This is a genomic window from Bartonella sp. ML70XJBT, assembly GCF_028618425.1.
Classification (GTDB): Bacteria; Pseudomonadota; Alphaproteobacteria; order Rhizobiales; family Rhizobiaceae; genus Bartonella.
The window spans coordinates 1-19217 of the sequence record NZ_JAQISX010000024.1; the positions used below are offsets into that span (position 1 = coordinate 1).

11 protein-coding genes, 1 tRNA gene and 4 pseudogenes are annotated in these 19217 nt (G+C 38.0%); 6 read left to right on the forward strand and 10 right to left on the reverse strand.

Annotated features, from left to right (window positions below; translation table 11 throughout):
* The first annotated feature begins 2 nt into the window (after positions 1–2).
* Positions 3–79: transfer RNA gene (locus tag PVV65_RS08125), tRNA-Met, on the forward strand.
* Between the two features lie 1872 nt (positions 80–1951).
* On the opposite strand, the gene PVV65_RS08130 is transcribed toward PVV65_RS08125, so the two are convergent.
* The 6 genes and pseudogenes from PVV65_RS08130 to PVV65_RS08155 form a co-directional block, all read right to left on the reverse strand.
* The gene (locus tag PVV65_RS08130; RefSeq protein WP_273755867.1) at positions 1952–2518 is read right to left on the reverse strand and encodes an abortive infection family protein; all 567 of its coding nucleotides are present in this window, start codon (positions 2516–2518) and stop codon (positions 1952–1954) included.
* Between the two features lie 113 nt (positions 2519–2631).
* Positions 2632–2769 carry a hypothetical protein gene (locus tag PVV65_RS08135; RefSeq protein WP_273755158.1) on the reverse strand — a complete coding sequence of 46 codons (138 nt, stop codon included), beginning with the start codon at positions 2767–2769 and terminating at the stop codon, positions 2632–2634.
* A gap of 1503 nt (positions 2770–4272) precedes the next feature.
* Complete coding sequence (locus tag PVV65_RS08140) at positions 4273–5634, reverse strand: MFS transporter (RefSeq protein ID WP_273755160.1); 1362 nt, start codon at positions 5632–5634, stop codon at positions 4273–4275.
* A 48-nt stretch (positions 5635–5682) separates the two neighbouring features.
* Positions 5683–6939: a cytochrome P450, cyclodipeptide synthase-associated gene (locus PVV65_RS08145; protein ID WP_273755162.1), complete on the reverse strand. Its 1257-nt coding sequence runs from the start codon at positions 6937–6939 to the stop codon at positions 5683–5685.
* Between the two features lie 50 nt (positions 6940–6989).
* Positions 6990–7733: pseudogene (locus tag PVV65_RS08150) on the reverse strand (tRNA-dependent cyclodipeptide synthase).
* Positions 7734–8509: 776 nt separating this feature from the next.
* The gene (locus PVV65_RS08155) at positions 8510–9586 is read right to left on the reverse strand and encodes a YrzE family protein (RefSeq protein ID WP_273755164.1); all 1077 of its coding nucleotides are present in this window, start codon (positions 9584–9586) and stop codon (positions 8510–8512) included.
* A gap of 502 nt (positions 9587–10088) precedes the next feature.
* Between PVV65_RS08155 and pyrF the strand changes: the two genes are divergently transcribed.
* The 3 genes and pseudogenes from pyrF to hisS all read left to right on the forward strand — a co-directional run bounded on the left by pyrF (position 10089) and on the right by hisS (position 13781).
* Positions 10089–10934: an orotidine-5'-phosphate decarboxylase gene (pyrF, locus tag PVV65_RS08160; protein WP_273789825.1), complete on the forward strand. Its 846-nt coding sequence runs from the start codon at positions 10089–10091 to the stop codon at positions 10932–10934.
* A 602-nt stretch (positions 10935–11536) separates the two neighbouring features.
* A pseudogene (locus PVV65_RS08165) lies at positions 11537–11895 on the forward strand (helix-turn-helix domain-containing protein).
* A 398-nt stretch (positions 11896–12293) separates the two neighbouring features.
* Positions 12294–13781 (forward strand): histidine--tRNA ligase, encoded by a 1488-nt coding sequence (gene hisS, locus PVV65_RS08170; RefSeq protein ID WP_273789826.1) that lies wholly within the window; start codon positions 12294–12296, stop codon positions 13779–13781.
* Between the two features lie 506 nt (positions 13782–14287).
* Here hisS and PVV65_RS08175 read toward each other — a convergent pair.
* The gene (locus PVV65_RS08175) at positions 14288–14812 is read right to left on the reverse strand and encodes a peroxiredoxin (RefSeq protein ID WP_273755168.1); all 525 of its coding nucleotides are present in this window, start codon (positions 14810–14812) and stop codon (positions 14288–14290) included.
* A gap of 215 nt (positions 14813–15027) precedes the next feature.
* Between PVV65_RS08175 and PVV65_RS08180 the strand changes: the two genes are divergently transcribed.
* Both PVV65_RS08180 and PVV65_RS08185 read left to right on the forward strand, forming a co-directional pair.
* Positions 15028–16656, forward strand: coding sequence for an alpha-D-glucose phosphate-specific phosphoglucomutase (locus PVV65_RS08180; protein WP_273789827.1), 1629 nt, complete (start codon positions 15028–15030; stop codon positions 16654–16656).
* A 784-nt stretch (positions 16657–17440) separates the two neighbouring features.
* Positions 17441–17530: pseudogene (locus tag PVV65_RS08185) on the forward strand (alkylphosphonate utilization protein); the annotation flags it as partial.
* Between the two features lie 81 nt (positions 17531–17611).
* Here PVV65_RS08185 and PVV65_RS08190 read toward each other — a convergent pair.
* From PVV65_RS08190 to PVV65_RS08200, 3 genes and pseudogenes are all read right to left on the reverse strand, one after another.
* Positions 17612–18649 carry a tyrosine-type recombinase/integrase gene (locus PVV65_RS08190; RefSeq protein WP_273789828.1) on the reverse strand — a complete coding sequence of 346 codons (1038 nt, stop codon included), beginning with the start codon at positions 18647–18649 and terminating at the stop codon, positions 17612–17614.
* A 9-nt stretch (positions 18650–18658) separates the two neighbouring features.
* On the reverse strand, positions 18659–18865 hold the full coding sequence (locus PVV65_RS08195; protein ID WP_273789829.1) for a hypothetical protein: 207 nt from the start codon (positions 18863–18865) through the stop codon (positions 18659–18661).
* Positions 18866–18983: 118 nt separating this feature from the next.
* Positions 18984–19217 (reverse strand): annotated as a pseudogene (locus tag PVV65_RS08200) (exonuclease); the annotation flags it as partial.

Here is a 19217-nt window from a genome sequence, read left to right on the forward strand (position 1 = left end):
ATCGCGGGGTGGAGCAGCCCGGTAGCTCGTCAGGCTCATAACCTGAAGGCCGCAGGTTCAAATCCTGCCCCCGCAACCAAAGTTCCCATACAAATATTTCCATAAACATTACATTATCTCTGAACACAACACTGCAAACATGATGGCACGTGAAAATATAAAAATGCACGTAATGCAAAATGTTATAGAATAACTCTTTATTCAAACTTTTCCCTCTACTAGGAAAAGTCAGTAATTTACCTACATAAGTTCCCCTTCCTGCTACACTTTTCTCATAGAACCTCTATCAAAACAGTAAAAAAACTAGTGGCCCTTAAACGCACCAAGACCTAGGAGCGGCTTTGGAGCTGGATCGGATGTCTTCTCATCCCATAAAAGAACCCAATAGAACTAGTAAGGGGTATGCCACTAATGAAGCAGTGGTAGGCAGAGGCAGGCAGAGAATGCTTTCTTCTCTCTAAAACGATAAATCTAAAAGCTCTTCTTAGTACTGCAAAACAAAAAATATCATCAATCTCTGAAAATAAAAGAAGAAAAAAACAGGTGTAGCGTCTAAACGCATCGGAATGCAATGTTCATCACTCGAAACTCTTCTCGCGTACAAAACCCAAATAAGAACTAGGGGCATGCCTACTAATCATCATGCACCTTCGGAAGCAAGGGGGGAGGTAAAAGCCATTAAGGTACGTAAGTCCACGCACTTAAAGAGTGCTCAAGGACTAAATCTAAACTCAGATTATCTTGGCTCTTATGTCATCTCTCCCTTTGTCCTATGTGTAGCCTGTATATCTTCATCCTCAAAACAATCCGCTAACTTTTTGTAACAAAAAAACTGCAAACAATTCATTGAACTCCAAACTATCTATACCACTAAATACTAAGGCGGATTTTTACCTAGCAAGCTTTTTGGGGTAGCAAGCCTATGCCTATGATCATTGTGATGATGCAAACCTTTTGCAAACAGTGTTTTAAGAGGGTAAAGTGTTATGTTGATAGCAGAAAGCCTGTAAAGAGAAAATGGCTATGGTATGTAACAATAGTGCTGTTTTTTATAAGGAGCTGTCTTATTATAAAATTAAGTAGAGTAGGGGAAGAACGTATAGGTATGTAATTTACGCGCATAAAGGCTTTGAAGGGATTAAATCTAAACTCAGATTTTCTTGGACTTTATATCATCCTTCCCTTTGTTCTATGTGTAGTCTGTATATCTTTATCCTCAAAACAATCTGCCAACTTTTTGTAACAAAAAAACTGCAAACAATTCATTGAACTCCAAACTATCTATACCACTAAATACTAAGGCGGATTTTTACCTAGCAAGCTTTTTGGGGTAGCAAGCCTATGCCTATGATCATTGTAATGATGCAAACCTTTTGCAAACAGTGTTTTAAGAGGGTAAAGCGTTATGTTGATAGCAGAAAGCCTGTAAAGAGAAAATGGCTATGGTATGTAAGAATAGTGCTGTTTTTTATACGGAGCTGTCTTATTATAAAATTAAGTAGGGTAGAGGAAGAACGTATAGGTATGTAATTTACGCGCATAAAGGCTTTGTAGGAATTAAATCTAAGCTCAGATTTTCTCTCTTTACGGAGTTAAGACTTGTGTTTTTATCATAATGACTAGCTTCTCCATCATAATATTTCTGCACGAGAGCTTTCCAAAAATAGTACATCAGCTAGTTTGTTCTTAAAAAAATAATCAAGGCAATACTTTTGCACCATCCTCATTCGCCATCCTTAAGGGCGCCTTTTGCATTTACAGAAATTGCCACTGACTTTAGAAGCGGAGCCTAGAAACGCGGGGAAGAGGAGAACTATAGGGTGGTGTGATTACTCATTCTGTCATGCTATAGAAATATTTGGTTTTGTAGGGTAGAAGCAGCCCCCTTTAATGCTTTTTAGGCATTAAAAATGGCACAAGAAAATGCTGGTAGTCGTGATATGGTTTTTTATTATGGCTGATCCATGAGCTCTAAGATATAAATTGAGAGGGAATGGGCGGCATTAAAAGTTAAACGCGCATGGCGAGGCTTGAGATTGATTAGTTCAAAATCCTTTTTTGAGCGGCCGTGCGCTGCACCTTTCTTGTTTCTTAACTTTATAGTACCGCGCACAATTTGATACAGACCGGATGCGATCATTTTTAAGTCATTTTCATCTAGATCTTGATTTTTTAAGTTTTCTTGCTTCATATCTTCGGGATGGATCTTAGCTTTCTTAACGACTTCTTCCCATAAAGCAGGCAGATTATTACGGGCGTTTTCTTTATATGAGATAGAATGGTGGTCGAGATAAGCTTTGCAAGAGGCTTCCAACAGATTTGCTGCAAATAGAACCGCCTCCCTTGGATCTTTTTCTATATTTTCTAATGCTCTTTTTACTTCGATTTCTACTGCTGAAAGGCCTTTCTCTGTAATACGTTTTTGTAGCTCTTCTGTAGAGAGGAGACCAGCTTTTTGCAATTCTTGTGTGGAGGTCAACTCCTTCTTGATAATATATCCTCCACGCTGATATTCCAAGTCATATTCCTTTAACTTTCCTAAAACTGTACGTTTATCTTTTTGTAACTGTAAAATTTTTTCATATAATGATGGATTTAATCCGCTTGGGTCTGGGTCATAATATTCTTTTTCTAAAAATCCCCAAGAAAGTTACCAAGGACTTCAAGCGGTTCTTCGCATTCCACATTGATTGCACGTAGCCATGCTTTAACTTTTTCGGATTTTGTACCTTCTGGAATCTCAGAAGGAGCAAATGATGCAATAAACAAGTTATTTAACTCCTTACACGTATAATGGTGCGCAAACATTGGAGGAAGTAGTCCAATGATTACAGGAGGAATTTTGTTTTTCTGAGAGATTTTTTGCGGAGGTGATAATTGCATTTTATGGCTTTATAATATCAAAAAGTGGTGTGTGGAGTGGTTTTTAGAATATAATTTTATTGTCTGACCTTGTATAGAAGGTCGCGCAACAATTTTGTGGCTTATATAAGATTTGTGAAAGATAAATGCCATATTGTGTTTTAATTTTTTTCTCCTTTCATTGTTATAACAGTGAAGGGGGAATAGTGTGTGATAATTCGAAAAATATAGAATGAGAACAGAAGTATAATTTTGTATTATCGTAACTGCAGTAGCATTCTTTATTGGCAGATTATTTATTAGAGAGAAGGAAGCAGGCAATGCGCATAATCCCTGAACGGAAGGTCTTGTGACAAGAATTTCAATAATGGCATGTTACTAAATGTTGTGTGTGTTCTTTGCTTGTCAGAAAAAGTAGATGGGGCTCTTTATTTGCATAACCGGTATAGAGTAATGAGTAATGCGGGAGGCTAGTTTAAAATCTCGTTTATTCCGTTAAAGCTTACGGTTTTCTATAAAAAGACTGTTTTCATTATATCCGCTGTGAAGCTCGCATACTTGGTAGATGGAAATATACGCGTTTATCGTGTCTGTAAGGGAGCTTGAAGCAATGAAGTTATGTGTAAAAGAGTTCTGAAAAGCTTCTTTTGTCCGTAAATTTTATAAGGAAAATCTAAAGGCAGGAAAATGTTAGAGAAATCTCAGAGCACACTGTAAAAGTAAAAAAACAGCCTTTTTAGAGATGGTTTGCTGTCTGTCATCGTGCATCATGATTTTCAATGTTTTTAAAATTTCCCTCTCAATGAGAGAGGGCTTTTTTATTAAAGTGGGGGAGATTTCTTATAACAGTTAACAATGAGATGGAGAGAAGATGCTGCTTTACCAGCTGTTTTTGTCGCTTCAGTTTCATTTGGACCTATTGCTGTTATGAAAGCATAGTGATTCAATGACTTTGAAAAGGGGAGAATAACATTATCAAGTTTGTAATACAGTGCGATTTTTCACATCGCGGTGTGTGGTAAAAGATGATTAGCATTTATAGGGGCGTGCGCGGGGGCGGGTTCTATATTCTATGCTGGTGCGGTAGGGCGTCTGTTAGCGCATTTATGGAACTATTCCGCATTGAAACGCGTGCTTAATTTCGTGGATCTTTGCAAAGGTCTGATCAGAAAATCCCATATTTTAAGAGGTTTTTAGAGGGATTTAAAAGCACAGAGGTATCATAAAATTACAAACACCGTACGTTACTGGAGGTGATCAATTTTAGAGCTTAAGGAGCTTATCGATTTAGTGTTCTTTCATAAAAATGATAAAGGCTGAGGCAAGGTCGTTGATGGTCTCTAACAGTGCAAATATTATATGATCTCTTATAGAGCATTGCAAATGTTATGCGTTTTTCAAACAAATATATCACAAATCTGAGTTCTTCTCTTTAGGTGATAAGGAGAGTGCGAGGCAAAACAGTAAAAATGCAGCGATAGAGAATATGAAGAATACGATATATGTTTGATTTAAGGACAAGTATTCTTCTGTCAGTGAATGGATCAAAAAACCAGCGAATATACCCCCTAAGGCACCGCCTATTTGCTGTAATATGCGGGTGATAACGGCTGTATCTTTGACGTATAAACGATTGACATATTGGATGGGCGCGGATAGGCATACAATGGTGGTAATGCCAAGTCCTACGCCTCTTAGTAAGAAACCAAGCCCATCTAAGCTTATGTGATAGCCAAAGCATAATAACCCAAAGCTTGATATCACCAAACCAATGCCGATCATGAAAAAGGGCGTTTTTTCTTTCCATTGCTGGTAAATAAATTTTCTTCCAATCCATGCGCCTACCCCTTGCAGCGCAAGGACTGCACCGATGATAAGGAGGCTATTTTTATGGCTTTCTTCTATAGTGGTGGCTAATGGGAAATAAACGAGGAAGCTGTAAAAGAGAAATGAAGCAATAAGCCCCATGATCATAAGCAATGTGTAGCGCGCATTTTTAAATCCGCTAAAGACGATGAGTTTGTTTTTTGCGTTCTGATTAAAAATAATGAATAATATCAGAGAGATCACTGCTATAAGTGCTAGGATATATACGGAGTTGTTGTTTCTATTTGCGGCTTCTGTGAGGTAAAAAAATGAAATAAGGGATATGGAAAATGCTAAAAATGCAAGTAAGTTAAATTTTGTTTTTGCTGTTTCGTTGGTTTTTAAATGTTTTACGCCAATGGCGACAGCTAAGAAAATAAGGGGAATATTGATAAAAAATAACAAACGCCAAGATACATACTGAGCAATTGAGGCACCCACCAGTGGACCAAAGGCAGGAGCAAAAACCGTTGGTACGGCTACGGAGCCCATAGCTTGGCGCACCCGTTCTTGTCCAAATTGTAAGGCAATAATGGTTTGGGTTAGGGGCAACAAAAGGCCTGTTCCAAAACCTTGAACGATACGGGCTGATATAATGGTTTGAAAATCATAGCTTAATCCTACCCCCAATGATCCAAGCATAAAAATGCAGTTTGCAAGAAGCCAAGTCTTTTTAATCCCTATTCTCCCCTGTACAAAAGCTGCAATCAACAGTCCAGGAACAGTGGCAAGAAAATAGGAGGTTACAACCCATTGTATATTATCGTTCTTTGTTGAAAAATAACGCGCAAGGTCAGGAAGGATGACATTAACAATGCTTCCATCCAGCAAGGGAAGTATACTGGAGATAATGACAGTATAGATGACATACTTTTCTGATTTGCTATAGGAATCTTTCTTCTGCATTATTATGCCCCTTGCTAGATATTATTTATATTGCTTGTTTCCCATAAATCATAGGCCTTGAGAATGAATACCTGTTTGTGAGGATTGTGATATCGGGGTGAATGTGATTGGGAGTGCTGATGGCCCTCTTGTATACAATCCTTCCTCTTCCAAAAGAAAGCCATCGATTAAACTAATCTTAAGGAGTTTATCGAGGAGTCTATTCGCTGTCAGCTCTATTTGCATAAGAGCAAAAGCAGAACCTACACAAATATGTATGCCTGCTCCAAAAGCTAAATGGTTTGCGGTCTTTATAAGATCTGGTTCAGTTTTACGGATCCGTTTGCGTTTTGGGATAAAATTATTGGGCTCCATAAAAACATTAGGATCGCGGTTTGCTGCTCCAATCATGCAAAAAATGAGAGAGTTAGCTGGCAATGAGATCCCTGCAAACTCCATTGCTTGATTGGTCTGGCGAGGTATAAGTTGAACAGGAGAAGTGAGGCGTAATGTTTCTGTTATAGCATCGCCAAGAACTGTTCTATCGTTTTGGATTTTTTCTAATTCATTCGGGTTTGTGAGCAAGTGATAAAAAAGATAAGCTAATGTTTTATCAGCAGGTTCTATGGCAGCCAATAACATGTTAAGGACGAGAGCAACTATTTCAGAAGTTGTCATATTATTGCCATCATCTGTTTTCTGGCATAAAACAGAGATTAAATCTTCTGATGAATTTTTATCCCATTCTTCTATCAGCGGTGTGAGATAAGAAATGATATTTTTACTACATGATAAGCTGAATTCTTTTTCCTCATCTGATTGGTTAAGGCTGGTAACAAAAGATGCGATACCCTTGTGCCATATCGATATATCCTTGTAGCGATCTATCGGTAGACCTAAGACCATTAATGTAACAAGCACACTATAATCTTTTCCGAATTCATTCATAATATTTATTCGCCCCTTTGCAAGATAGGGCATGAGAAGCCGGTCTATTGTTTCTTCAATAAGGGGAGCATAGCGTGTGCGAAACATTTTTCCGGTAAGTTTTGACAAGACAGCGTGTCGCTTTTTATGATGCTCATCTCCTTCCATTTGTGCCAAAACACGATCACCCATGACTGGCTCCGCTCGCACGGCTAAGGGGGCTGTTGTAAAACGGACATCCTTCAAAATCGCGTTGACATCTTCATATCTGCCAAAAAAATAAGCTTTAAGATTTTCATCCCAAAGAACAGAATTAGAAGAATGGATAGCTTGGTATGTTTTATATGGATTGTTTTGGAAACTTTTATCCATAATGTTGAATTGAATAATGTGGCGCATTATACTCCCCCCTTGTTTTTTTAATCATAAATTAACTCTTTATCATAAATTTATGTACATATCGAAACAATTCCGTGGCCTTGTTGTTTATCAACATAGAGAGGAGGCTCGCCTCTGAGCAACAATTCTCCTACTGGCCATTCACGATGGTAGACTAAAATTGAGCTTTCTATGTTAAGGAGAGATGGAGTGTTTATGTAGAACGGTATTTCATCAAAAATATATTCAATAGAAATATCTGTTGTTTCCAAACGGTTTATTTCTTCAGTTGACAATCCCACACTTTTTGCCTGATGTCCAACCGCTTGGATTGACATTTTAGTGCATAACGAACTAAATTTTCCGTTTTTTTTTGTACAGATCTATAGCTTTTGATTTTAGTATTTTGTAATTTTCACTTTGCTTATATTGAGAGAAGTCAAGAACGTGAAATAATTTTTCTAAATTATTAAAACTTTGAATATTGTATAATAACTTTGAATATTGTATAATATACGTCTTATACGATTGAGTTCCTTTTTTGTTTTTCTCTCTGCTTTAATTTTAGTTGCTCCAGATGCTAATATAAGAAGCATCGCTGATTCTATATCGGGGAGCAATATGTCAATGCTATCGAATTTTTTTGCACACCAATATATGAGCTCAGTAATATATTTTTCTGAAAATCTTGAGTTAAATGGGCTTACGCCAATCATAACATGCTGCTTCATCGCGATTAAACGCGAGCAATTCTCCGATTGTCCCCTTATAGAAAACGAAAAATGATCATTGACATCTATTTTTTGTAAACTCACTCTTCCCCCCCTATCCCCACATTATATAGCAATTAATGATTACAAGATCCTGATTTATAAAAAATAAATGATTAATCATCTCATCACATGAACTTATAAAATAAATAAATTGCTTTGTAAAGATTATAAAGGATCGTTGATCCGTTAAGTTACCATAAGATATACATGAGGATTTTTACCACTCACTTTAGTCATTAACATGGGTGTGTTTTCTAAACTTAACGGCTTGGATTTGATGTTTATTCAATGCTGGTAAGAGAAATTGGACACGTATCAAATTGAAGTGCTGGTAAATGGGTAGTCGTATAGAAAAATATTTGTTGAGAGCAAAAATGTATCGCAGAAGCCTTTTAGTGGTAGTCTTTTGATTTTTGACAAGGATACGTGATATTTATGCACTTTGAGCAATGCAATACTAGGAGAGGAAGTTCTCAGTAATCATTAAAATAAATGAGGTTATCATCATATTATATCGTGGATTTCGGGGCTTATGAAATTTAAAAAAAACGTATACGTATAATATCTATAGCTGTCTTATTCTAAAACCGACAAGAGTAGAGTTTTTTCAATGAAGGTTGTGCTGGGGGCTTTGTCGTGTTGTTCACTTTTATAAAAGCTGTATTTAAATTTTAAAAATTCTGGCTGCGTTAAAAAGAATAAAAAAAAATCAAGAAGATTTCGCCAAGGGAATACTTATTGTTATGATTAAGTCTTGCAAGAAAAAGCTGTACAGAGTGTACAGCTTTTTTTAAAGTGTTTGTTTAGAGGTATAAGTTTTAAAGTTTGAAAATATCCTTACGGCTTCTGTAACCATAATAACCACAAACACTGGAAATAATGGCGCCTATCAGACTCCCTAAAAAGCCCCACCATCCCATGTGTGATGCTTTTGTCGTGGCTTTATCAGCTATGTGAAGTGCATCTTTGGCCCGGGCATCAAGCTTTTGAGACAAGGTATCGGTTTGTTTTTCTAGTGCCTTGAGGGTTTGTTCTGTTTTTTCTTCTGCCCCTTGATAGAGTTGAACGGCGCGGGTGGCTGTCGTTTGTGCCTCTGTACGCGACATGCCATTGTTCATCAGGGCTTTGATGATATCGCTTTGATTAACTTTTTCTGTCAGTGTTTCTAGGCGATCAGAAAGGCTATTCCCTAGATTTTTCAGAGTTGTGCGATAATGCGAAGGATCATTTTTGAAAGCGGTGATTGCAGAACCAATATCGTTGAGTGCAGCCTGATAAGTTTGTTTCAAGCGATCAAGATTGAGAGCCGGAATATCGCTTTTTTTGAGAAGCGTACGCAATTCATTGCCCAATTTATCAAAATTAATCCCATTATCACGGTTTTCTGCAAAAAACTTTTCAAAATTTTCGTTGTTTAATTTTGCAAGAAGAGAGGGGAGGTTATCGACGGTTTGTTCTATCATAGAAGCGCTTTTCCCAACTGCTTTAGCGCTTAAGTTTGCTGTACTCGAAACCACGTGGATGGCTTGGAGGGTCATTAGCAATGTTATGAGAGCCCAAGTTAAGAAACCATGAAGAGCCCCAGAGATTTCAGCAAAACGCCCAGCAACAAAGCCTCCACTTGCAAGGCTTATCACCATAACGATGAGAGAGCCAATACCCATTGAAAGGAGAGAACCTCTAAAAGGGGAGGACGAGGTAAAGTCCATTTGGCTTAAGCCTAGAGCGGCTATGAGGAAAGAAAGGCATATTGAAACGGCAAGAGCTGTAACCAGTCCAGCAAAAATGGCGGACCATGAAATAGGGGTATGAAAAAATGAATATTTTTTGTCTAGAGATGTTTCTTCTAGAAAATTCGTATCGAAAGGTGTTTTTTCAGGAATGCGGGTTTCCATGTTTTATCTCCTTGAATATGCTGGAGATATAATGTCTTTTAGCCAATTATGTTCCAAAGTTTATTGCCCATCATGGATAATTAGGCTGCTAAAGGTGAATTGGAGAAAACTAAAGTTAAGATTGAAAACATCATGGTGAAACTTTTTTAATTTTTGTTTAAACGCATGATCGAGCACTTTAGTTGAGTGTAAAAAAGAAGTGTGAAAAAGATAATATGGAAAGCTTTACGGAGACTATCGAACGAAATAATATGGCGTGTTTTTTTGTTTGTATTCTGTGATAAAGTTTAAATTTTTCATTTCATGATAATGTCTTAATTGATAAACATCCGATAGGCTTTGTGAATGGGAATATCTTTTATAAGTTAAGAGCAGATTTTGTCTATGAGAGTTCTATATGAGAGTGCTTTCTTAAGGAGGGGTAGGATTGTATTCTTTTGACAAATGCTTTTCTTTTTGATTGTATCAAAAAGTTTAAAGAGAGGACGTAGTAGGATATCAAATGTTTTGTTCAGCTTTTTTTAAAAATAGTGAAAAATATGGCCCCCTTTGTGTTGGATTTGACCCGAGTCATAAAGTTTTACAAGCATGGAATTTGAGCTGCGATTATAAAGGCTTAAAAGATTTTTGTGATATCCTCTTAACAGCGGTTGTAGGAAAGGTGGGGATCATCAAGCCGCAAGCTGCATTTTTTGAGTTATATGGGGTGGAAGGACTTCAAATTTTGAAAGAACTCATTGAAAATGCACAAAAACAAGGTTTGTTGGTTCTCGTTGATACAAAAAGAGGGGATATTGGCTCTACCGCTGAAGCTTACGGTAAAGCTTGGCTTGGTGCCGATAGTCCTTTCAAAGCCGATGCTATAACAGTCAACCCTTTTTTAGGGTTTGATTCCCTTATTCCTTTGATAAAGATTGCAGAAGAAACAAAAACAGCGGTTTTTATGGTTGTTCAATCGTCTAATCCTGAGGGAAAGCAAATTCGAAATGCTCGCATTGGGGATCAAACGGTTTCTGTTCATTTGGCGCAGCATATTGTTGACTATAATAGTCAATCTTCAAATCAATATCGCCATATTGGTCCTATCGGAGCCGTGATTGGCGCAACATTAGGCTGTGACGCAAAAGAGACAATTGAGCAGCTAGAAAATAGCTTGTTTCTTGTTCCGGGCATTGGAGCTCAAGGGGGCACAATAACACAATTAACCCAGCAGTTTCCTCAAAGGCTGTGGCAGAATATTATTCCTTCAATTTCAAGGTCAATTACAGAGGCTGGTCGAAAGAGTGCTGATTTAAAAAATGTTATTCATAACTTTGCTGAACAATCTAAAAACACACTTCTCTCTTAATTTTTGGACTCTTTCTCTAAGGGAGAAGGCTCTTCCTAACCAATCTTCCTTATAAAAAGATTTCACTTTCTGATTGCATATGGGGGGCTATCCTCTCAATGACGATGTTTTTGTGGGATAGTAGAATAATTATTCAGCTGGAGCTCGTGTGAAGGATAAAATAAAAGTTGTTTTGTATTGTTTAAGGAGCCTATCTAAGGGGGTGGGTTTGAGAAACAAGGGTGAGAATCCTTTCGTGAAATGCGGGTCGATGATGGTATGATTTTGATGCGTGCATGTTAAAGAATTTAAGACGCCGATAATTTCTCATTAAAAATAAAATCTGCGATCTCCTGAAAAACTATTTTTATTGCAAAAATCTTGAAATTACTTTACACATTAAAAGATGATTTTGGTCGCATACGTGGCGACCAAGTGGGCCTTGAAAACCCTAAATCCCTAGCGTAAAAATAACCTCACTATTGTGGGTATCCCGGAGTTCTGGGAGTTTTTGCACTGTCTAGGTGCATTTTCGCACTAAAAGAAAAAAAGCTGATTAGGTTTCAGTACTTTCAAACTCCTGGAATACTCATGCGAGGGCGCTCGCACTAGGTGGGGGGCGAATGCAAACTCAGAACCTTAATATTGATCTTTTTGTCGGCAAAAAATTCGCTTGAAGCGAAAAATGTTGGGGATTCTTAAAAAAAACATTAGGAGACACTTTAGGTGTGAGCTTCCAACGAATCCAGAAATATGAAAAAGGCTTAAATCGTGTGAGCGCAGGACGCCTAAAGGAAATTTCCGATATTTTGAATGTTCCGGTTTCCTTTTTTACACTGATATCACTACAAACGAAAATGCTTCATACCCTTATGATGAAATCGCCTCAAACAGAGAGGAATATTTGCTTTTAAAAAGTTTTAGAGTCTTGACCTCTGTCAAACAAAAAGCCATTTTAAAATTGGTTTCTGATCAGAATTAAAAACGTTTTACATGATGTATGGCGCTATCTTCTCTCTATTTCCTTCTTATCTTAAAAGATGCGGATTTTTCATGCACCCTGACTTTTAAAAAAAATCATTTGTAAAACATCTGGTGTTTTTTCTAACACCTTTCATTTGGCTGGGTTTATATGAATAGAGACGACTTCTTTTCATAAAGATTTATGAAAGTGTCTAGAAACGTCTCATGGCAATAATGCGCTTGTTTTTCTTTGACCTTTGAACGGTTTTTAAAGATAAAGATTAGTTCTACCGATCTGTAGATGATAGAAGGCCTCTAACATGTTGTTAAAAGCTTTGAGGGCGATAAAGTCATTGCAGCGTTTGTTGCTATGAGATAATGGTTATCCGTGAACACATATTGTTGCTAGAGAATAACATGTCATTAAAACAAGAAAAAACCAAAGCCCGTTTACCCCGTGGTTTTGCGGATCGTACAAGTGCACAATTGTATGCTACTGAAATCATGATTGCGCAAATTCGTGAAGTTTATGAACTTTACGGTTTTGAAGCGCTTGAAACCCCCATTTTTGAATATACGGATGTGTTGGGGAAGTTTTTACCTGATTCAGATCGCCCCAATGCAGGGGTTTTTTCGCTCCAAGATGATGATGAACAATGGATGTCTTTACGCTATGATTTGACGGCTCCTCTTGCCCGTCATTTTGCTGAAAATTTTGAAACGTTACCAAAACCCTATCGCAGTTATCGATTGGGGTTTGTTTTTCGTAATGAAAAACCTGGACCAGGGCGGTTTCGGCAATTTATGCAATTTGATGCGGATATTGTTGGAACACCAACTGTTGCGGCAGATGCGGAAATTTGCATGATGGCAGCCGATAGTTTGGAAAAATTAGGTATTGCACGCCATGATTATGCCATTCGTTTGAATAACCGAAAAATTCTGGAAAGTGTTTTGCAGTTGATTGGTTTGGCGGGAAATGAGCAGGTTGATCGGCGCTTAACCGTTCTGCGAGCAATGGATAAACTGGATAAATTTGGACCGGAAGGCATACGTTTGCTTTTAGGAAAAGGACGTTTGGATGAAAGTGGTGATTTTACAAAAGGGGCTGAACTTCAAGATAAAGAGATTGAATGTATTCTTTCCTTACTCACGATAGAAGCAAAAACGGCAGAAGAAACGCTTGATGCTCTCAGAAAAATTGTTGGTCAAAGTGCGCAAGGGCTTGAAGGGGTTGGCGAGCTTGAGGAAATGCATGCAATCTTTGCGGCCAATGGGTATCATAATCGCATTAAAATTGATCCTTCGGTGGTCCGTGGATTGGAATATTATACGGGACCTGTTTTTGAGGCGGCATTGCTTTTTGATGTTCTCAATGATGATGGGCAAAAAGTTGTCTTTGGCTCTGTTGGGGGTGGGGGACGTTATGATGGGCTGGTTGCGCGTTTTCGTGGGGAAAATATTCCGGCAACAGGCTTTTCAATAGGGGTTTCACGTTTGATCGCTGCTTTGCAAAATCTTGAAAAACTGCCAGCAAAAAATACGCATGGACCTGTTGTGGTATTGATGATGGATAAAGAGCCAGAAGCTGTTGCACGCTATCAAAAAATGGTCATGCAATTGCGAAATGCGGGAATTTGTGCGGAACTTTATTTAGGAGCATCGGGAATTAAAGCGCAGATGAAATATGCTGATCGGCGAAAAGCGCCTTGTGTGATCATCCAAGGGTCACAAGAACGTGAGAGTGGAAAAATACAGATCAAAGATTTGATTGAAGGGGCGCGTTTGTCTCATGAAATTAAGGATAATCAAACATGGCGTGAAAGCCGTCCTGCGCAAGTGATGGTGGATGAAGAGCAATTGGTGCAAACAGTGCAAGATATTTTAGCAACCCAAAAACGGTAATGGTTTTGTAAAAGAAATTGCTGCGGAAAGCTTGAATATTTCCCCTTCAATTTTATGGAACTACCCATGAATACGATAACGATAAAGTCCTCAATAATATAAAATCTATTGAGAATATAAAATTTATTGAGCCCCATCTTTATACTTATGAAGGAGTAAACCGGCATCACCATCACAAACTTGCCAGTCTTAGGATGTTGCGGACCAACCCCTTGGCATTTCTCGACGATTCATAAAAAGGCATTTTCGTTCTTTCTTGTACAATTTTTATTCACACGCTAACTTTGCTTGTGACGTGCAAGCCAATGGTTTTCATTGGTCTAAGATAAACAGATTTGAAATGGAAGAATATGACGTTAGGATTTTACCCAAGTTGAATAACACTTAAATAACCATGATCAATCAAAATGTTATCATGAATAGGTTTTCAAAAATACAAACGACACAAATTTTTTTTCTAGAGAAATTTGTGTCGTAAAATTTAAATAGACGATTTTGAGTTGAAGTTAGCTTTTTAAAGCTTTTAAAACATTTTGTGGTGAAGAAACTTCATAAGGGTCGGTTGCGCAATTGTCTGAAAAACCTGCTTCTTCGAACCATTGTTCAATCACACCATCATTAATCACAGCAGCATAGCGCCATGATCGCATACCGAAGCCAACATTGTCTTTTGCAACCAGCATACCTATTTTGCGTGTGAATTCACCAGAACCATCGGGAATTAATTTCACATTTTTGATATTTTGTGTTTTTCCCCAAGCATTCATGACAAAAGCATCATTGACCGAAATGCAATAAATTTCATCAATACCAGCTTGTTTAAATTCATCATAGAGTTTTTCAAAATCGGGTAGCTGAAAGGTTGAGCAGGTGGGGGTAAAAGCACCAGGAAGAGAAAAAAGAATAACGCGCTTTCCTTTAAAGTAAGCATCGCTTTTAACCTCTTGCCACCGATAAGGATTATCTCCACTCACTGATTCATCGCGGACACGTGTATGAAATGTAACATTGGGAACTGTTTTTTTTATCATAAGGATGCTCCTGTATTTTTTATGAAAATTGTGTTTTAAAACAACCCTTGTATCTAAAACCACATGGAAAGAGCGTTTCAAATAAAAGGGCTTTTTAAAAAATTTTGATCTTTATCAAGTGTGCAAATATTTCATTGTTCCGTCAAGTGGAATTAATGGTCGACTTTGAATACTCTTCATCTTAAAGTTAAAGAAAAGAGTATGAAGGGATGAACATGACCATAAAGACAGTTTTAACCACGGCTTTTGAGGGGCAAAAACCGGGAACGTCTGGTTTGCGTAAAAAAGTGTCTGTTTTTCAACAACCCCATTATGTGGAGAATTTTATACAGTCTCTTTTTGAGAATATTGGACCTCTTGAAGGAAAGCTATTGATTCTTGGGGGAGATGGACGCACCTTTAATCGGACACTTCTTCAGATTGTGTTGAAGATGGCGGCGGCGCATGGTGTTTCTCGTATTAAAATGGGGAGGGGCGGTATCCTTTCCACACCTGCTGTTTCGCATCTTATTCGTAAATACCATGCGCATGGTGGAATTATTCTTTCTGCAAGCCATAATCCTGGTGGTTTAGAGGGAGATTGTGGGATCAAATACAATATTTCCAATGGCGGCCCCGCACCTAATTCTCTATGTGAGGCTATTTTTGAAACATCGCAATGTCTTTCTTTTTATAAAATTCTTGAAGCGCCAGATGTTGATTTAGACCGGCAAGGCGTGACTTTTATGGGTAATATGCAGATTGAGATTATTGATCCTGTTGCCGATTATGTAGCTTTGATGCAGGAAATTTTTGATTTTGACTGTATTGCTAAAGCTGTCGCTAAAGGTCTTAGTCTGCGGTTTGATGCCATGCATGCGGTAACAGGACCTTATGCCCATGAAATTTTTGAAAAATGCTTAGGATTTTCTAAAGGGACGGTGGTCAATGGTCTTCCTTTGCCAGATTTTGGAGGCGGTCATCCAGATCCCAATTTGGTTTATGCTAAGCCTCTTTATGATTTATTGATGTCAGAGCAAGGACCAGATCTTGGCGCTGCGTCTGATGGCGATGGTGATCGTAACCTGATTATTGGACGTCAGCAATATGTCTCACCTTCTGATTCTTTGGCAATTATGGTAGAACATGCAGATCTTATTAAAGGGTATCGGCAAGGCATTGTGGGGGTTGCGCGCTCTATGCCAACAACACCTGCTGTAGATTTGGTTGCTGAAAAACACGGATTAAACTTTTTTGAAACGCCAACGGGATGGAAGTTTTTTGGAACGCTTTTGGATGCTGGAAAAGTAACCTTTTGTGGTGAAGAAAGCTTTGGAACTGGCTCTTGTCATATCCGCGAAAAGGATGGTTTATGGGCTGTCTTATTTTGGTTAAATCTTTTAGCGCTAACAGGAAAAACAGTTGCACAAATTGTGCAACAGCATTGGCAGAGCTATGGGCGCTTTTATGCACTGCGTCATGATTATGAAGAAGTTGAAGAAGACAAAGCTTTAGCCTTACTCGAACATTTGCGACAATATTTACCACAAGCTGGAACAGAAATTTCTGGATTTTTGGTCAAAAAAGCAGACGATTTTACCTATCATGATCCTGTTGATCAGAGCGTTAGCATGCGGCAAGGGATCCGTATTTTTTTCGAGAATGGCGCACGGTTGGTGGTTCGTTTATCGGGAACAGGGACGTGTGGTGCGACTTTACGGCTTTATTTTGAACAATATGAAGGTGATCCGCGCAGACACAATTTAAATTCCCAAAAAGTTCTTCAACCTTTGCAACAGGTCGCCCTAAAACTGTTAAACATACAACAAGAATTGGGACGAGACCGCCCTGATATTATCACATGAGATCATTAGAATGTTTTTTGTAAAGATATGATGATTGATTACATTATGGTTTTAGAGGGGGGGGGAGAGTTTTAGAGGAATGATTTTACTTATCATAAGAGAGAGCCTCTATTTTCAGGCTTGTTTTATTTTTTCTACGTTTATATATGGCTGGCTTTCTCAAACTGTTGGATTCTTAAAATAGAGGTGGTGGATCATCATAATCTGGCATAATTTAAGCCTTTATGCCCAATGATTTCTGGAGGATTTGAAAAGGTACTTTTTAAAAGAGTCATAGAGGGGTGTCCTTTACCTCCAACAGAATATTGTCTAGAATATTATCGTTGTTTTATTTTTCGTATGTTTGTTTTAAAGAGGGCCTTTCTCAAGATACAAGAAACCATCTGATATATGCTATTCATGAAGGGGATAACAATCCATCGAGTACCATCATTTTTACCTTTATGCAGGAGAAAAGTCATATCATCCGTTTCAATATTGGCTCTTGCATTTGAGGGCGTTTTTTAAAAAGTCTTTTCTTAATCATTTGACACGGTTTTTTCCTTTTATAACATGCAAGCGAAAGGCTTTGGTTAATTCAATAGAGGAAGATCTTATGGTCTACGGGGGATATTATATAATGTTATAAACGCATCGATTGTTGAAGATGATCGCATTTGTGAATACAGGTGGCAGATCAAGAGGAAAAACAAAAGAACATGTTTTTCTAAAATAATGGACAATAAGCCCTTCTTGCTTTATGATCCATCATCATGAATGGTTTTTCTTTAAAAAAGGCGAATTTATGACCCAATATCCCAAGTGTCCTCGTTGTGATTGTCTTTATACTTATGAAGAGGGTGAAAATTTTGTGTGTCCTGAATGTGCACATAAAAGGTAAATGAAATTAAAAAGTTATATCTAATGTAAGGGAATGATTTAGTATTGATTTAATTATGTTTTTTTGCTTCTATCCCTAACTTTTTTGGAGCTTTTTTATAGCTTCAAGAGCTAGTCTTTTACGATCTGCGCTCTTGGTATAAAGAGATGCCATTTGGTCTTCTGTCCAGCCAAAAATTGCCTTGAGTTGTGAGACAGTTGCACCAGAGTTAGCTGCGCGGGTTGCTGCTAATTTTCTCAAACCGTGTGCTGATTTTTTAATTCCAGCCGCATTACAAGCGTCTCGAAATGTATTGCCAAAACTTTCTTTTGTGAACTTTTGATTAATTTTACTACAGATGAATGTTTCATCACCAATAGGACCAGCTTCAAAAGTTTTGGCTAGTTCTGGTAAAATAGGCAGAAAAACATCTGTTTGGAATTTGCTTTTCTCTGTTTTGAGGTGAATGATATTATCTTTAACGTCTTTCCAGCCAATGCGAACAGCATCACCACGACGTAAGCCCGTATATAAGAGGACATCAATCCATACGCGTTCATGCGTACCATGATGCCATTTTTGATAGTATTTCTCAACATCTTCTTCTGTCCAAGCAGGAAAGCCTTCTTTGTTTTTGAGAGGAGGTCTCTTAACACCTACTGTTGGATTACTTTCCAAAAGACCTTGTTCAATCGCCCAATTAAAAAGTCCATTGAGTGCTTTCAAAAAATTCCTGGCTGTTGCTGGTGTATCTTTACGCCGTTCCACACCGGCTATAATATGCTTCTTATCAATTGCTTGGTATGGAATGTTTCCTATGCTATCGCATACCTTCATAAGGATGAGTTCTTTTTGTCTTTTTGTAGCTTTAGCGAGGCTATGCCAATTAACACTATTAAAATACTGTTTAAGCAGCCACGCAAATGAACCTTCAGTAAGTTTACCGGTTTTAGGTTTTGGAGGGATTATGCCTTGTAATTCGGCAAGAGCGTTTTTGTAATTATCAACAAATTCTTGCGTTCCGTAGGTTCCATGTACTCTACGACGTGGTCCATGACCAATGCGTACATACCATATAATTCTACCATGACGTGTGATTTCTTTGACAAGATGAGGGGGGCGTGGTTTTGGCATGGTGACACCCTATAAGATGATATCATAATCATCAGGTGACAAATTCCATGATTTATCATGATTATTCACTGAATTTGGCAATGGGATATTGTCTTTAAGGTAGATAAGCAGTTCACCAGTAGGCTTTATTTCTATGAGTTCACACCCTTGCTTTTTAGCTTCTCTTAACGCGCGTGCAATAGCTGGTTGTGTTATGGTAGCTGGACGAGGCGCCATATATTTCTCCTTACATTTAAGATGCAATTCACCCGTGTCGTGAATCACGAATTGATTGAAAATTGTTAGGAAAGGGTGGGGGTGCTAGGAGGCATAAGAAAAGCACCCCCATAAGCGATTAGGCGGCTTTTGTTGAGATTCTTTGGATCTCTTGTTCTATTTCAGTTAAAAAGCTTTCAACCGCTTGATTGATTTGTTCAATTTGTTTGTCATCACGGTGGATACGTTTGATTTTCATACGTAAATGAGATGCATCTCTCGTAAAACGTGGGTCATAACTGATAAAATCACACCATTTACGTCCCGTACAAGCCATTTGGAATTGCATTTGTGCAAGATATTCCGGTTTGAT

Excerpts from the sequence above, each read along its gene's own strand:
- PVV65_RS08140 (WP_273755160.1), bottom strand. The coding sequence starts at position 5,634 with ATGCAGAAGAAAGATTCCTATAGCAAATCAGAAAAGTATGTCATCTAT.
- PVV65_RS08145 (WP_273755162.1), bottom strand. The coding sequence starts at position 6,939 with ATGCGCCACATTATTCAATTCAACATTATGGATAAAAGTTTCCAAAAC.
- PVV65_RS08155 (WP_273755164.1), bottom strand. The coding sequence starts at position 9,586 with ATGGAAACCCGCATTCCTGAAAAAACACCTTTCGATACGAATTTTCTA.
- pyrF (WP_273789825.1), top strand. The coding sequence starts at position 10,089 with ATGTTTTGTTCAGCTTTTTTTAAAAATAGTGAAAAATATGGCCCCCTT.
- hisS (WP_273789826.1), top strand. The coding sequence starts at position 12,294 with ATGTCATTAAAACAAGAAAAAACCAAAGCCCGTTTACCCCGTGGTTTT.
- PVV65_RS08175 (WP_273755168.1), bottom strand. The coding sequence starts at position 14,812 with ATGATAAAAAAAACAGTTCCCAATGTTACATTTCATACACGTGTCCGC.
- PVV65_RS08180 (WP_273789827.1), top strand. The coding sequence starts at position 15,028 with ATGACCATAAAGACAGTTTTAACCACGGCTTTTGAGGGGCAAAAACCG.
- PVV65_RS08190 (WP_273789828.1), bottom strand. The coding sequence starts at position 18,649 with ATGCCAAAACCACGCCCCCCTCATCTTGTCAAAGAAATCACACGTCAT.
- PVV65_RS08195 (WP_273789829.1), bottom strand. The coding sequence starts at position 18,865 with ATGGCGCCTCGTCCAGCTACCATAACACAACCAGCTATTGCACGCGCG.